The 13,688-nt window shown below is 73.5% G+C and carries 12 protein-coding genes; 9 read left to right on the top strand and 3 right to left on the bottom strand.

Annotated elements, in window-relative coordinates; genetic code table 11:
• The first annotated feature begins 72 nt into the window (after positions 1 to 72).
• The 4 genes from ACWD6P_RS04205 to ACWD6P_RS04190 all read left to right on the top strand — a co-directional run bounded on the left by ACWD6P_RS04205 (position 73) and on the right by ACWD6P_RS04190 (position 3,944).
• A complete protein-coding gene (locus tag ACWD6P_RS04205; protein ID WP_451442463.1) occupies positions 73 to 750 on the top strand; it encodes a uracil-DNA glycosylase in 678 nt (225 codons plus the stop codon).
• A 23-nt stretch (positions 751 to 773) separates the two neighbouring features.
• Positions 774 to 1,865 carry a phospholipid scramblase-related protein gene (locus tag ACWD6P_RS04200; RefSeq protein WP_451442462.1) on the top strand — a complete coding sequence of 364 codons (1,092 nt, stop codon included), beginning with the start codon at positions 774 to 776 and terminating at the stop codon, positions 1,863 to 1,865.
• Entirely contained in the window at positions 1,858 to 2,892 is a 1,035-nt protein-coding gene (locus ACWD6P_RS04195; protein ID WP_451442461.1) for an N-acetylglucosamine kinase, read from the top strand. The genes ACWD6P_RS04200 and ACWD6P_RS04195 overlap by 8 nt, the downstream gene beginning before the upstream one ends.
• 95 nt (positions 2,893 to 2,987) lie before the next feature.
• On the top strand, positions 2,988 to 3,944 hold the full coding sequence (locus ACWD6P_RS04190; protein WP_451442460.1) for a sirohydrochlorin chelatase: 957 nt from the start codon (positions 2,988 to 2,990) through the stop codon (positions 3,942 to 3,944).
• Positions 3,945 to 4,334: 390 nt separating this feature from the next.
• Here ACWD6P_RS04190 and ACWD6P_RS04185 read toward each other — a convergent pair whose 3' ends face one another.
• Both ACWD6P_RS04185 and ACWD6P_RS04180 read right to left on the bottom strand, forming a co-directional pair.
• The gene (locus tag ACWD6P_RS04185) at positions 4,335 to 5,381 is read right to left on the bottom strand and encodes a lactonase family protein (protein ID WP_451442459.1); all 1,047 of its coding nucleotides are present in this window, start codon (positions 5,379 to 5,381) and stop codon (positions 4,335 to 4,337) included.
• 539 nt (positions 5,382 to 5,920) lie between these two features.
• A complete protein-coding gene (locus ACWD6P_RS04180; protein WP_451442458.1) occupies positions 5,921 to 7,432 on the bottom strand; it encodes an FUSC family protein in 1,512 nt (503 codons plus the stop codon).
• Positions 7,433 to 7,644: 212 nt separating this feature from the next.
• Here ACWD6P_RS04180 and ACWD6P_RS04175 point away from each other — a divergent pair, with 212 nt between their 5' ends.
• The gene (locus ACWD6P_RS04175; protein WP_451442457.1) at positions 7,645 to 8,127 is read left to right on the top strand and encodes an Lrp/AsnC family transcriptional regulator; all 483 of its coding nucleotides are present in this window, start codon (positions 7,645 to 7,647) and stop codon (positions 8,125 to 8,127) included.
• Between the two features lie 59 nt (positions 8,128 to 8,186).
• Positions 8,187 to 8,915, top strand: coding sequence for an HAD family hydrolase (locus ACWD6P_RS04170; protein ID WP_451442456.1), 729 nt, complete (start codon positions 8,187 to 8,189; stop codon positions 8,913 to 8,915).
• A gap of 153 nt (positions 8,916 to 9,068) precedes the next feature.
• Here ACWD6P_RS04170 and ACWD6P_RS04165 read toward each other — a convergent pair whose 3' ends face one another.
• Positions 9,069 to 10,148, bottom strand: coding sequence for a sugar ABC transporter substrate-binding protein (locus ACWD6P_RS04165; RefSeq protein WP_451442455.1), 1,080 nt, complete (start codon positions 10,146 to 10,148; stop codon positions 9,069 to 9,071).
• Between the two features lie 269 nt (positions 10,149 to 10,417).
• On the opposite strand from ACWD6P_RS04165, the gene ACWD6P_RS04160 reads away from it, so the two are divergent.
• The 3 genes from ACWD6P_RS04160 (at position 10,418) to ACWD6P_RS04150 (ending at position 13,667) form a co-directional block, all read left to right on the top strand.
• Positions 10,418 to 11,305, top strand: coding sequence for a phenylalanine 4-monooxygenase (locus ACWD6P_RS04160; RefSeq protein ID WP_451442454.1), 888 nt, complete (start codon positions 10,418 to 10,420; stop codon positions 11,303 to 11,305).
• A gap of 200 nt (positions 11,306 to 11,505) precedes the next feature.
• A complete protein-coding gene (locus ACWD6P_RS04155; RefSeq protein WP_451442453.1) occupies positions 11,506 to 12,675 on the top strand; it encodes a lactate 2-monooxygenase in 1,170 nt (389 codons plus the stop codon).
• Positions 12,672 to 13,667, top strand: a complete 996-nt coding sequence (locus ACWD6P_RS04150) for a 2-hydroxyacid dehydrogenase (RefSeq protein ID WP_451442452.1) — start codon at positions 12,672 to 12,674, stop codon at positions 13,665 to 13,667. Before ACWD6P_RS04155 ends, ACWD6P_RS04150 begins: the two co-directional genes overlap by 4 nt.
• Positions 13,668 to 13,688 lie beyond the last annotated feature (21 nt).

Here is a 13,688-nt window from a genome sequence, read left to right as displayed (position 1 = left end):
GTTCCCCCGCTCGGGGCGCGGGCCCAGGCCATCGATTGAAGGGGAGCGGCCCTCGGCCAGTAGGGTGATCCCGTGGCTGCACGACCTCTCCAAGACATCGTCGAACCAGGCTGGGCCAAGGCACTTGAGCCCGTAGCCGACCGGATCGCCGCGATGGGCGACTTCCTGCGGGCGGAGATCGCCGCGGGACGGACCTATCTGCCGGCCGGCAACAACGTGCTACGCGCCTTCCAACAGCCCTTCGACGAGGTCCGGGTGCTCATCGTCGGACAGGACCCCTACCCCACACCGGGGCATGCGGTCGGGCTCAGCTTCTCGGTGGCGCCGGACGTCCGCCCGCTGCCCGGGAGCCTGGAGAACATCTTCCGCGAACTGCACTCCGACCTCGGCCTGCCCAGGCCCTCGAACGGCGATCTGACCCCGTGGACGCGCCAGGGCGTGCTGCTGCTGAACAGAGCGCTGACGACCGCGCCCCGCAAGCCCGCCGCGCACCGCGGCAAGGGCTGGGAGGAGGTCACCGAGCAGGCCATCCGGGCGCTGGTGGCGCGCGGCCGCCCGCTGGTGGCGGTGCTGTGGGGCCGCGATGCGCGCAACCTCCGGCCGCTGCTGGGCGAGCTGCCCGCCGTCGAGTCCGCGCACCCCTCCCCCATGTCCGCCGACCGGGGCTTCTTCGGCTCGCGGCCCTTCAGCCGGGTGAACGACCTGCTGGTCCGGCAGGGCGCACAGCCCGTCGACTGGAAGCTGCCCTGACCCCGGGCGATAGTGTGCCTGGCATGACGAATGCGAACATCCCTGCGGGTTGGTACGCCGACCCGCAGGGCACCCCCCACCAGTTGCGCTGGTGGGACGGGTCCCAGTGGACGGAGCACACCCACCCGGGGCAGCAGGCGGCGGCCGGTACCGCGCCGGCCTCCGCTCCCGGCAGCTCCACGGCCCCGGCCCAGCCCGCCGCCCAGCAGGGCGGGCAGTCGATACCTCAGCAGTTCGCGCCGCAGCAGCAGGCCGCCGGTCACGCACCGGCTTCGGCCCCCGGCCACTCCGCGCCGGGCCATGCCCCGTATGCGGGCCAGCAGCAGGGCGGCGCACCGTACGGCCAGCAGGGCCCCGGCTTCCCCCAGCAGGCTCCGGGCCAGCAGGCGCCCGGCCAGCCGGTGCAGCAGCCCTACGGCCAGCAGCCGATGCCGGGGCAGCCGGGCGCGAACGCCGGCGCCGTGCAGCAGCAGGTGCAGCAGCAGGCCGGCGTGGCACCCGCCGGGCCCGGCGGCGGCACGCTGTTCACCGAGCCGGTGCTGGTGGTCAACCAGAAGGCCAAGCTCATCGAGGTCACCAACGAGTACAGCGTCTTCGACCAGCACGGCAACACCATCGGCACGGTCGTCCAGGTCGGCCAGAGCACGGCCAAGAAGGTGCTGCGGGTCGTCTCCAGCCTCGATCAGTACATGACCCACAAGCTGGAGATCCGGGATGCGTACGGCCAGCCGCAGCTGGTGCTGACCCGGCCCGCGAAGATCATCAAGTCCAAGGTGATCGTGCAGCGCCCGGACGGTTCGCCGGTCGGCGAGATCGTGCAGCAGAACGCCATCGGGAAGATCAACTTCGCGATGATGGTCAACGGCCAGCAGATCGGCGCCATCAAGGCCGAGAACTGGCGCGCCTGGAACTTCGCGATCGTGGACCACGCCGACACCGAGATCGCCCGGATCACCAAGACCTGGGAAGGCCTCGCCAAGACGATGTTCACGACCGCGGACAACTACGTCCTGCAGATCCACCACCAGCTGCCCGACCCGCTGCTGAGCCTGGTCGTCGCCACGGCCCTGACCGTCGACACCGCCCTCAAGCAGGACGCCCGCGGCTTTGGCTGAGCCCGCCGGCCACGGCCCGGCCGCGACCGGGGCCGGCCGGGTCCATGTCCTCGGGGTCGACTCGGGCGGCTCGGGGCTGCGGATCGCCGTGGCCCGCGCCGGCGACGCAAAGGCGCGGCCGTCGGCCACGTACACCTCGAAGGAGCCGGTGCGCACCGGTCCCGCCGGTATCGACGCGGCGCATCTGCTGTCCCAACTGGTGCCCGCCGCACAGGAGTTGGCGCGTCGGACCGGTGCGGACGGGTTCGCGGCGGCGTGCGTGGGCGCGGCCGGTATGGCGTCGCTGGGCGACGAGCTGCGCGCCCGGCTGCCCGCCGCGCTCGCCACCGCGTTCGGGGTGCGGCGTCTCGCGCTCGCGGCGGACGCGGTGACCGCGTACGCGGGGGCGCTGGGGCAGCGGCCCGGTGCCGTGGTCGCCGCGGGCACCGGCGTGATCGCCCTGGGCACCGACCTGACCCCGGAGGGCGGTTGGCGGCGGGCGGACGGCTGGGGCCATCTGCTGGGCGACTGCGGCAGCGGCGCCTGGATCGGCCGCGCCGGGCTGGAGGCCGCGCTGCGCGCCCACGACGGACGGCCCGGCGGCTCGGCCGCCCTGCTGGCGCGCGCCGAAGCGGTGTTCGGGCCGGTGACCGGGCTGCCCGCCGCGCTCTACCCGCGCCCCGACCGGCCGGCCGTACTGGCCTCGTTCGCCCCCGACGTCGCCGGCTGCGCCGTGGAGCGCGACGCGGTGGCGCTCGGCATCCTGCGCACCGCCGCGGGCCATCTCGCCGACGCCGCGGCCGCGGTCTGCCCGCCGGGCGCCGGACGCGCGCTGGCCTGCACCGGCGGGCTGTTCGCCATCGGTGAGCCACTGCTGGCCCCGCTGCGTTCGGCGCTCGCCGAACGGCTGCCTGACGCGTGCCTCGCGGACGCTGCGGGCAGCCCGCTCGACGGGGCGCTGACGATCGCCGCCGCACTGGCCGACGATCACCTGCTGCTGCCCCCGGATGTGAAGTTGTTGCAGATCACACGGCCTGCGCCGGGGTAGCACCACCATGACGCGCGGGATAAAACGGGACGGATACCTCGGCACCGAACCCTCCCTCCGCGCGGGAGTGGTCCAAGGCGTTAGCATGCGGCGCCATGAGTTCCCCCACTGGGCCCGCACCTGGCTCGCACGATTTTGACGCCGCACCCCCGAGCCCGGGAGCCGCACCCGGCCTGCCTGTACGAATGCCGCGCGCGCGGCAGTCCGGCCGCCACCGCAAGCCGGAGCCGCTCGCCGCACCCGAGGGCGCACCCGCCCTGGTGCTGGCCGTGCCCGGCACCCCGAACTCCGCCGCGCGCAGCCTGGCGGAGGAGGTCTCCAGCATCGCCCGTTCCGAACTCCCCGGCCTCGACGCCCGGATCGGCTACGTGGACGGCGGCGACGACGAGTTCCCGTCGCTGGAGGCCGTACTGGCGCACGCCGCCGCCGAGCAGAAGGCCCGCGCCGACGCCGAGGGCCGTCCCGACCCCGGTCCCGCCGCGGTGGTCGTTCCGCTGCTGGCCGGGCCGGACAGCGCCCTGCTGCGCCGGATACGCCAGGCCATGATGAACAGCGGGTCGGGCGCCGAGCTGACCGACGTCCTGGGCCCGCACCCGCTGCTCGCCGAGGCGCTGCACGTGCGGCTCTCCGAGGCCGGTCTGGCACGCGCCGACCGCGCGCGGCTGTTCACGGTCGCCACGGCCGCGGACGGCATCATCCTCGCCACCGTCGGCGGTGAGGAGGCCGTGCAGGCCGCCGGGATCACCGGCATGCTGCTCTCGGCCCGGCTCGCGGTACCGGTGCTGGCCGCCGCGCTGGACCAGGAGGGCGCCATCTCCCGTACGGCCGAGCAGCTGCGCGAGTCCGGTTCGCAGCAGCTGGCGCTGGCTCCGTACCTGATCGGCCCGGAGATCGCCGACGGCCTGGTGGGGGCGGCCGCGGCGGAGGCGGGCTGCGCGTCGGCCGAGGCGCTGGGCGCGTACGGCGCGGTGGGCCGGCTGGTGCTCTCGAACTACGCGGCGGCGGTGGGCATCACCCTGCCGACGCAGGCACCGGGGGCTCCGGTCCGCTAGGGCAGGCATCGCCAGCGGCAGCAGTCACCAACGGAGGGCCGCCTTCGCGCAGTGCGCGGGGCGGCCCTTCGCGTTGCCCGGACGGTGCTGCCCGGTGGTCGGCGGGTGGACTGGGTGGACAGCGGTGGGTGGACTGGGTGGACGGCGGTGGGTGGACTGGGTGGACGGCGGTGGGTGGACGGCCGCGTGCGGAAGGCGTCGGGCGGCCCGTTCGCGTCCGAGCGGCGCAGATGCGCGTCAGACGGCCCGGGAGCACAGCGGCCGCGCTCCTCGCAGGCGGGCGGCCGTACGCCCGCGAGAGAGGCCCACAGGGCCTCTGCGTGGGCGTTGGCGGCCGCTCGGGACGTCTGCCTCAGTCAGCGGCACGCCAACGCTCCCGGGCCGGACCGGTCAGACGAAGACGACGCAGGAGGCGGCCGGTGCCTCGATCGCGCCGCCGCGGGCCGGGATGCCCGTCTCCGGGTCGAGGGAGAACCAGGTGACGTCACCGGAGCGCTCGTTGGCGGCGTAGAGGTGCCGGCCGTCGGGGGCGAGCGCCAGATCGCGCGGCCAGTCGCCGCCGCAGTCGACGGTGGTGACGAGGGTCGCGGTGTCGCCGGAGGCGTCCAGGGAGAGGACGGAGAGGCTGTTGTGGCCCCGGTTGGCGGCCCAGGCGAACCGGCCGTCACGGGAGAGCACGAGCGCGGAAGGGAAGGTGCCGTCGGTCGCGACCGTGTCCGGGAGCAGGCGGGTCTCCCCCAGGGGCGTCAGGGTGCCTCCGGCGGCGTCCCATCGGCAGACCGTCACCGTCGGATCGAGTTCGTTGATGACATAGGCGTGGTCACCACGCGGGTGGAAGGCGAGGTGGCGCGGGCCGCTCCCGGGCCTCAGCCGTACCTCCTCGCGTACGGTCAGCGCCCCGTCGGCGCCGAGCGCGCAGACCCGGACCGAGTCGGTGCCCAGGTCGACGCTGAGCAGCCGGCGCCCGCCGGGAGCCGGCAGGACGGCGTGCGCATGCGGGCCCTCCTGGCGGTCGGCGCGCGGGCCGCTGCCCCGGTGGGCGAGCACCGTGGCCGGGCCGCCGAGCGAGCCGTCGGCCCGTACGGGGAGCGTACTGACGCTGCCGGAGCTGTAGTTGGCGGCGACGAGATGGCCGCCGGCCAGGGAGAGATGGGTCGGGTCGGCGCCGTCCACCGGGACGGCGGGCGCGAGCAGGCGGGGCCCCTCGGGTGTGAGGGCGAAGGCGGCCGCGGCGCCGTCGGGGGTCTCGCTGACCGCGTAGAGGTGCCGGCCGTCGGGGCTCGGGGCCAGGTAGGAGGGGTTGGCGACGGCGTCGGTGGAGTGCAGCGGGGTGAGTGCGCCGCTTGCCGGGTCGACGGTCGCGGTGGTGATGCCGCGGCCGCCGGCAGCCGTGAAGGACCCTATGTACGCGCGTCGGCCACGATCGCTCTTCCCCACTGGTCCGCCCTTCGTCCGCCTGCCCGTTGAGGTGCTCCGGCGACGCTAACAGGCACGGCCGGGGCACAAGGGGCGAAGGCGGGGATCGGGGGGTGGGCTTAGGGGCCTTGGGGGCGTTAGGGGCCTTCGGGGCCTTAGGGGGCGGGCGAACACATCCCGTAGGGGATACGAGCGCCCCCTGCGGGGCCACAACGTGGGGGTGGGGGGAGGTTATTCCGGTGCGGCACGGCGGGATCGGCGGGATGCTGCCCAGCGGCCCGGGCGCATCCTGAGGCCGCCCGGACGGCCCGAACAGCACGGACGGGACGGACGGCGCGGACGGCCCGGATGGTCCGGACGGCCCGGATGGTCCGGACGGCCGGGACGGCCCGGACGGCCCGGATGGCCCGAACAGCCCGAACGCCCCGGACGGACAGGACGGCCCGAACGACCCGAACAGCCCGAACAGCCCGGACGCCCCGGCCCCAGGACGCGGCGTACAGCCCGGCCTCACGATGCCGCGAACAGCCCGGCCTCAGGACGCGGCAAACAGCCCGGCCTCAGGACGCCGCGAACGGCGCCCGAGGTGAGCTGCGTACCGGGTGGGCGAGGGCGGTGAGGGCGGACTCCAGGCTGTGCAGGTGGGCCAGGGCGCGTTCGGCGCCGGGGTGGTGAGGCGGGGCGGTGGTGGGGGTCTCGGACGTGGCGGCGGGCTCGGCGCCGGGTGCGAAGAGGGTGCCGACCACGGCCTCGACGCGCTGGCAGGCGGCGGTCAGCCGGGCGTCGTGCGAGGCAGCCGGGTCGGCGGCCACCTCGGCCAGACCCCGGACCTGCGCGGCGCAGTCGTCCAGATGGGTCATGACCTGGCGGGCACGGGCCTTGCGGTGCCGCAGCGGGCTCAGCGGATGCAGCAGCGGGGCGAGCGAGAGCCGGACCCGGCCCAGCAGCAGTTCGAGCTCGGCGACGTGCGGGGACGGGTCGGCGTGCAGGTCGCCGGCGAGCCGCCGGGCGGAGGCAGCGGTGCAGTCGCGTACGCAGTGCACGGCGCGCTGGATCCAGGCATCGGTGGCGGCGTGCGTGGTGACCGGCAGGACGAGCGCGACGGCCAGCGCCGCACCCAGCGCGCCCACGGCGGTCTGCCCGAAGCGCAGCGCGAGGAGTCCGGGGTGCAGCACGCCCAGCAGGCCGTAGAGCAGCCCGGCCATGACGGTGACGAAGAACATCATCCAGCTGTACGAGGGGCCCGCCGTGTAGAAGATGCCGAAGACGCAGACGGCCACCAGGGCGACGGAGGGGGCGGGGGCGCCGTGCAGCGGGACGGCGACGAGCAGGCCGGCCGCGATGCCGACGACGGTGCCCACCACCCGGCGGAAGCCGCGGACCAGCGTCTCGCCCCGGGAGGAGGTGTTGACGAAGATCCACCAGGCGGTGCCCACGGCCCAGTACCAGCGGTCGCTGGAGAGTGCCTGGCCGACCGCGAGGGCGAGCGCGCAGGCGACGGTGTTCTGGACGGCGAGGCGGGTGGTGGGGCGGGCGAGGCCGCGGCGGGCGAGCGGCGCGGGGGCGGCCGGCGGCGGGGTGCGCCGCTCCAGGCACCAGACGCCGAAGCGGACCGTACTGCTCGCGGCGAGCGCCAGCGCCACCGCCGTGGCCAGCTGCGGAAGCTGGGCCGGGACGGCGTGCAGAAACTGCGTCGCGAACATCATCATGAACGCGAAGATCCCCAGCGCCTGGCCGCGCGGCCCCCAGCGGCGGGCGTAGACCCCGCAGAAGACGACGAGGAGGAAGACCGCGTCGCGGGCGACCGGCAGCCCGTGCAGGGTGGTGGCGAGGGCGAGGACGGGCAGGCCGACGACGGGCAGCAGGGCGGTGGTGCCGGCCTGGCCGCGGACGGTCGGGTCACCGACGGTGAAGAGGGCGAGCAGCGCCGCGAGGCCGCCGAGGATCGAGGCCGGCAGCGGGAGCCCGGCCAGTTCGGCGGCGGTGACGGCGAGCGCGACCCCCAGGACGGCCCGCAGCGACGTGCGCAGGCGCAGCCGGCCCGGGTCCGGTGCCACAAAGATCCTCTTCACGTGCGGAGACCGCCCCCTTCTGATCCGGCAGGCAAGACAAAGGCGCTGCGGGGGTCCGGACCGGCTCCCTTGCCGGTCGGGCGCAGCCCTGCAACGCCATCAGTTGAAGAGATAAGCATCGGGAGGGCAGCTGGCTCAACCGACGCCGTGATCACTGGGCCATTGGTACAGTCGCAACAAGACTTCGCCGACCGTGAGGGGGCCGTTGGACCATGCCCGTGGACGCCCTGGACGCCAGGATCCTCCGGCTGCTGCTGGAGCAGCCGCGCACCAGCGTGCGGGAGTACGCGCGGTTGCTCGGAATCGCCCGGGGCACCGTCCAGGCGCGGCTGGACCGGCTCGAACGGGACGGTGTGATCACCGCGTACGGCCCCCGGCTCTCCCCCGCCGCGCTGGGCCACCCCCTGCTCGCCTTCATCCACATCGAGGTCACCCAGGGGCACCTGGAGGAGGTCGCCGCCGCGCTGGCGGACGTGCCGCAGATCATCGAGGCGTTCTCGACGACCGGCGGCGGGGATCTGCTGGCCCGGGTCGTGGCACGGGACGCGGCGCATCTGGAGGACGTCATCCAGCGGCTGATCAGCCTGCCGGGCGTGGTCCGTACCCGTACGGAGATGGCGCTGCGCGAGCGGGTGCCGCACCGGATGCTGCCGCTGGTCGAAGCGGTGGGCGGGACCGCGAAGCAGCAGCGCTGAGCCGGGGATGCCGGGGCGCCGCGCCCAGGGCGCCGGCGCGGCTTGGCATGCTGGGGGCCATGAGCGCCTCCCCCACCTCCCAGGTCACGCCCGCCACACCCGTCCCGCGCACTCCGGTGATCTTCGATCTCGACGGCACGCTGGTGGACAGCGAGCCGAACTACTACGAGGCGGGACGCCGGCTGCTGGCCGGCTACGGCGTGGCCGACTTCCGCTGGGAGCACCACGCGCGTTTCATCGGCATCGGCACCCGCGAGACCCTGGAGATCCTCAGCCGGGAGTTCGGGATCGACGCGCCGGTCGAGGAGCTGCTGGCCGGGAAGAACCGCGCCTATCTGGAGCTGGCGCGGGCGCACACCGAGGTCTTCCCCGAGATGCGCGCGTTCGTGGAGCGACTCTCGGCGGACGGGCATCCGATGGCGGTGGCGTCCGGTTCGTCGCGGGCCGCGATCGAGGCGGTGCTGGCCGGCACCGGCCTGGATGCGCTGCTGACCACGCTGGTGTCGGCCGAGGAGGTGGCGCACGGCAAGCCCGCGCCGGATGTGTTCCTGGAGGCCGCGCGCCGGCTCGGTGTCGATCCGGCGGACTGTGTGGTGCTGGAGGACGCGGCGCCCGGTGCGCTCGCGGCGCACCGGGCGGGGATGCGGTGCATCGCCGTCCCTTATGTCGCCGCCACCGCCGACGACCCGGCCTTCGCGCGCGCCGGGCTGCTGTTCAAGGGCGGTCAGTCGGAGTTCACCGCACGGGCGGCATACGACTGGCTCGGGCAGCCGGTCCGGGCTGTGTGAGCCGGCGCGCGAGGGGACGGGCGGCCGGACTGCGGACGGCCGGACAGTGGGCGGCCGGACAGCGGACGACCGGACAGCGGACGGCCGCCTCCGCTCTTGTGCGCGGAGGCGGCCGTCTCGCGGGTGTCTAGCCGAGGACCGGCCGAGGCACGGTCACTCCAGGCCCAGCGACTTGCAGGCGTCGGCGAGGTCGGTGCAGAGCAGGTCGGTCCGGACGACGCCGTCGCGGACGACGGTGTCCTTCACATTCTTCTTGGTGACGATCTTCGCCTTGAACAGCCGGGCGGGGATGCCGGACTTGCTCTTGTTACCGGCGGTCGTGGTCGTCAACGACTGGATGCTCTTCCCGCGCAGCAGACGGAAGGCGATTTCGGCGGCGGTTTCGGCCTCCGGCCGGACTTCCTTGTAAATGGTGAAGGACTGGGTTCCGGCGATCAGCCGCTGGAGCGCGGGGAGTTCGGCGTCCTGGCCGCCGAGCGGCATGCCCTTGATGCCGGCCGACTTGAGTGCCGTGGCGATACCGCCCGCCATACCGTCATTGGCCGAGTAGACGGCATCGAATCCCTGCGCGCCATGGGCGCTGATGACATCGGTCATCTTCTCCTTGGCCGTCACGGCGGACCATTCGGGGATGTCCTTCTCGTAGACGACCTTGTTGACCTTGCCGTCGAGGACGGCGTGGGCGCCCTTCTTGTAGGACGGCGCGTTCGGGTCGGTGGGCGAGCCGTTCATCATGACGATGTCGGCGGAGGACGCCCGGGAGCCGAGGGCGGCGAGCAGCGCCTGGCCCTGGAGCTGGCCGATCTTCTCGTTGTCGTAGGACACGTAGGCCGCGACGTCGCCCTCGGCGAGCCGGTCGTACGCGACGACCTGGACGCCCTTCTTGGCCGCCGAGTTCACCCAGCTCTTGGCCGCCTGGGAGTCGACCGGGTCCAGAATGATGACCTTGACGCCCTTCTTCACCAGGGCCTCGAACTGCCTCTGCTGGGTGTTGACGTCCTGCTCGGCATTGCCGTATTCGACCTTGCATTCAAGGCAGAGCGAGGCTACCCGGGACGTAATGATGCGGCGGTCGAACTTCTCGTATCGGGACGCTGTGTTCTCCGGGAGGAGCAGGCCTATCGCGTCCTTGCCCGCACCGGCCTCCTGCTGTTCCTTCCCACAGGCCGCCAACGGTGCTGCCAGCGAAATCGCTATTGCGCCGGTGAGGGCGCGCCGCATTATTGCATTCATTTTTTCGGTACCTCCCATGGGGCCGCCTGACCCGGCCCAAGAACGGCTGAAGTGAACGTCACCCTCCGCCCCACCGTCAAGAATCGAAGCCCTAACGATATGAAAGTGAGGCATTGGCCGGGTCTCTGAACGCCGTTCACCCACGGAGCTTTCCGGTACGCTCCCCTTTCCCGCCGTATTGCCCGTTCTCGCCGCTTCGCTCGCTCTGGCCGCGGATGCACCTTTCCACCGCTCGTGGGAAACTTGGTCGGACAGGGAATGTCACAGCCATGAGCACTGCGCGGAATCACACCCCCATCTCCGCCGACGGCCGGCTGGGCGGACCGGCCCAGCACCCCGGCCGCAGCGACCCGGCCTATCTGCGGCGGCGCGCCGCGCTGGCCGCCCCGGCCGAAGGACACCCCGTCGGCGCGCCGTACGCGCCCGTGGCCTACACCGAGGCGGAGCACCGCACCTGGCGCGTGGTGCACGAGGCACTCGGCCCGGCGCACCGCGCCCATGCGTGCCGCACGGTGCTCGACGCCGGTGAGGACGCCGCCATCCCCGCCGAGCGGATCCCGCAGCACGCGGAGGTCAGCGCCTGCCTCACACCCCGCACGGGGTTCGCCTTCACCCTGGCCGGCGGGGTGGTGCCCAACGAGCGGTTCCTGGGGGCGATGGAGCACGGCTACTTCCACGCCGTGCAGTTCGTCCGGCACCCCGCGGTCCCGCTCTACACCCCCGAACCCGATGTGCTGCACGATGTGTTCGGACACGGCATCCATCTGTCGGACCCCCGCGTCGCCCGCCTCTACCGGCTCATCGGGCAGGCCGCCAACCGGGTCCGTGACGAGGAGGCCCTCGACGTCCTCAGCCGGGTGTACTGGTTCACCCTGGAGTACGGGCTGATCACCGAGTCCGGCACCCCCAAGGCCTTCGGCGCGGCCCTGCTGTCGTCCTTCGGCGAGATCGGCGCCCATGACCGCCGCGAGGTCCGTGAGCTGACCGTCCGCGCCGCGGCCGCCACCCCGTACCGCATCTCCGGCTACCAGCCCGTCCTGTACGCCGCCCGCTCCATGGAGCACCTCGAAGACGTCCTCGGTGCCTTCTGCGCGGACTTCGACGACGACATCGCACAGCGGATGCACCTTCCGGCGCTCTCCCGCGACCGCGCGTAGGGCCGTCCGTGCGTAGGGCCGGCCGCGCGCCCGGCTGCGAAGGCCGTCCGAGGGTCCGCCTGTTGGCGTCCCTGCCGGGTCTTGTATGCCGAATGCCGGGTCTTGTGTGCCGGATGTGCCGCACGGTGGACGAACGGGGTCACGGTCGCCAGGATCTCGGTGGAGCACGCGGTCTCAGCGACGAGAGGCGGGACGTACGGATGGCGAAGCACTGGGCGGACTTCCAGTACGAGATCTATCTCGACGGCATGACGGGCACCGTGCCACGGCTGCCCACCGATCTGACCCGGCTGGAGGAGCTCACCGAGCAGCGGCTGGGCCCCGGTCCGGTCGGCTATGTGGCGGGCAGTGCGGGCACCGGCAGCACCGCCGACGCCAACCGGGCCGCGCTGGCCCGCCGGCGGATCGTCCCGCGGATGCTCCGCGATGTGCACCAACGCGACCTGTCCGTCGAGGTGTTGGGGCGGCCGCTGCCCGCGCCGCTCGCGCTGGCACCGGTCGGCGTCCTGTCGATCATGCATCCGGACGCCGAGCGCGCCGCCGCGCGGGCCGCCGCGGCGCAGGGTGTTCCCTACATCCTGTCCTCCGCGTCCAGCACGCCCATGGAGCAGGTCGCCGAGGCGATGGGGGACGGTGAACGGTGGTTCCAGCTGTACTGGGCGAAGGACCGCGAGGTCACCAGGAGCTTTCTGACCAGGGCCGGGGCGGCCGGCTACCGCGTGCTGTTCGTCACCCTCGACACTCCGCTGCTCGCCTGGCGCCCGCGCGATCTCGACCAGGCCTATCTGCCGTTCCTGCACGGCGTGGGCACCGCCAACTACTTCAGCGACCCCGCGTTCCGGGCGGGGCTGGCCAAGCCGGTGCACGAGGACCCGAACGCGGCCGTGAAGCACTTCGTGGGGATGTTCGCCGACCCCGCCAAGACCTGGCCCGACCTGGCGTTCCTGCGCGAGAACTGGGACGGCCCGATCGTGCTGAAGGGCATCCTGCACCCGGACGACGCGCTGCGTGCCGCCGAGGCCGGCGTGGACGGGGTGGTCGTCTCCAACCACGGCGGGCGCCAGGTGGCGGGCTCCGTCGCCGCCGCGGACGCGCTGCCCCGGGTCGCCGCGGCGGCCGGCGACCGGCTCACCGTGCTCTTCGACAGCGGTATCCGCACCGGCGACGACATCTTCAAGGCCCTCGCGCTGGGCGCGCGATCGGTGCTGGTGGGACGCCCCTACGCCTATGGGCTCGGGCTGGACGGCCAGGCGGGCGTCGAGCACGTCATCCGCTGTCTGCTCGCCGAGTTCGACCTCACCCTGGCCCTGTCCGGCCACTCCCGCCCCACCACACCGACCGCCGACGACCTCATCGAGGAAGCCCGATGACCGCCAAAGCCACCGCCCCGGCCACGAAGAACGTCCTTGCCGTCGTCTCGCCGCACGTGGGCGGACGCGCCGCCGGCACCGCCCTCGCCGCGGTCTTCCCCGGACAGGCCCGCGTCACCGTCGTCGAGACGGCCGACGAGGACCCCGAAGCGCTGCGCGGGGCCCACGTCATCGTCACCGGCCTGGGCCCGGTCACCGCCGAACACCTCGCCGCCGCACCGGACCTGGAGCTCGTCCAGTGCGCCAGCCACGGCTTCGACTACGTCGACCTGGCCGCCGCCCGCGACCGGGGCGTCACGGTCTGCACCATCGGCTCCAGCGGCGCGGAGCGGCAGAACGTCGCCGAGCAGACCTTCGCCCTGATGCTCGCCCTCGCCAAGCAACTCGTCCCGGCCCACACCGCGCTGACCGAGGCCGACTGGGCGCTGCCGCGCCTACGGCAGTCCCTCACCGAACTGTCCGGCAAGGTCCTCGGCATCATCGGCCTGGGCCGGATCGGCCGGGAAGTGGCGCGCCGCGCCGTCGCGTTCGACATGACCGTCGTCTACACCGGCCGGAAGCCGGTCGACCCGGAGACCGAGGCCCGGCTCGGCGGCGCCCGCCATCTGGGCCTGGACGAACTGCTGCGCACGTCCGACTACGTCACCCTGCACGCGCCGCTCACCGACGAGACCCGCCACCTGCTGGACGCCGCGCGCCTCGCGCTGCTCAAGCCCACCGCGTTCGTCATCAACACCGCGCGCGGCGCCCTCATCGACCAGGACGCCCTGGCGGACGCCCTCGCCTCCGGTGCCCTGGCCGGCGCCGGCATCGACGTCTTCGACCCCGAACCGCCCACGGCGGCGCTGCGTCTGCTCAAGGCCCCGAACGTCGTCCTCTCCCCGCATGTCGCGGGCGTCACCCGCGAAACGCTGGTCCGCATCGCCCTGGCCGCCGTGCAGAACGTCGCGGACCACCTGGCCGGCAAGCCGCCACGGGACGTCGTCGCGTAACGGCCTCACCACGTGACCGGC

This window comes from Streptomyces sp. NPDC002446, assembly GCF_053595675.1.
This window is presented reverse-complemented; position numbering and strand designations above follow the sequence as displayed.

Excerpts from the sequence above, each read along its gene's own strand:
- ACWD6P_RS04200 (WP_451442462.1), top strand. The coding sequence starts at position 774 with ATGACGAATGCGAACATCCCTGCGGGTTGGTACGCCGACCCGCAGGGC.
- ACWD6P_RS04165 (WP_451442455.1), bottom strand. The coding sequence starts at position 10,148 with ATGAATGCAATAATGCGGCGCGCCCTCACCGGCGCAATAGCGATTTCG.
- ACWD6P_RS04160 (WP_451442454.1), top strand. The coding sequence starts at position 10,418 with ATGAGCACTGCGCGGAATCACACCCCCATCTCCGCCGACGGCCGGCTG.
- ACWD6P_RS04155 (WP_451442453.1), top strand. The coding sequence starts at position 11,506 with ATGGCGAAGCACTGGGCGGACTTCCAGTACGAGATCTATCTCGACGGC.
- ACWD6P_RS04190 (WP_451442460.1), top strand. The coding sequence starts at position 2,988 with ATGAGTTCCCCCACTGGGCCCGCACCTGGCTCGCACGATTTTGACGCC.
- ACWD6P_RS04170 (WP_451442456.1), top strand. The coding sequence starts at position 8,187 with ATGAGCGCCTCCCCCACCTCCCAGGTCACGCCCGCCACACCCGTCCCG.
- ACWD6P_RS04150 (WP_451442452.1), top strand. The coding sequence starts at position 12,672 with ATGACCGCCAAAGCCACCGCCCCGGCCACGAAGAACGTCCTTGCCGTC.
- ACWD6P_RS04175 (WP_451442457.1), top strand. The coding sequence starts at position 7,645 with ATGCCCGTGGACGCCCTGGACGCCAGGATCCTCCGGCTGCTGCTGGAG.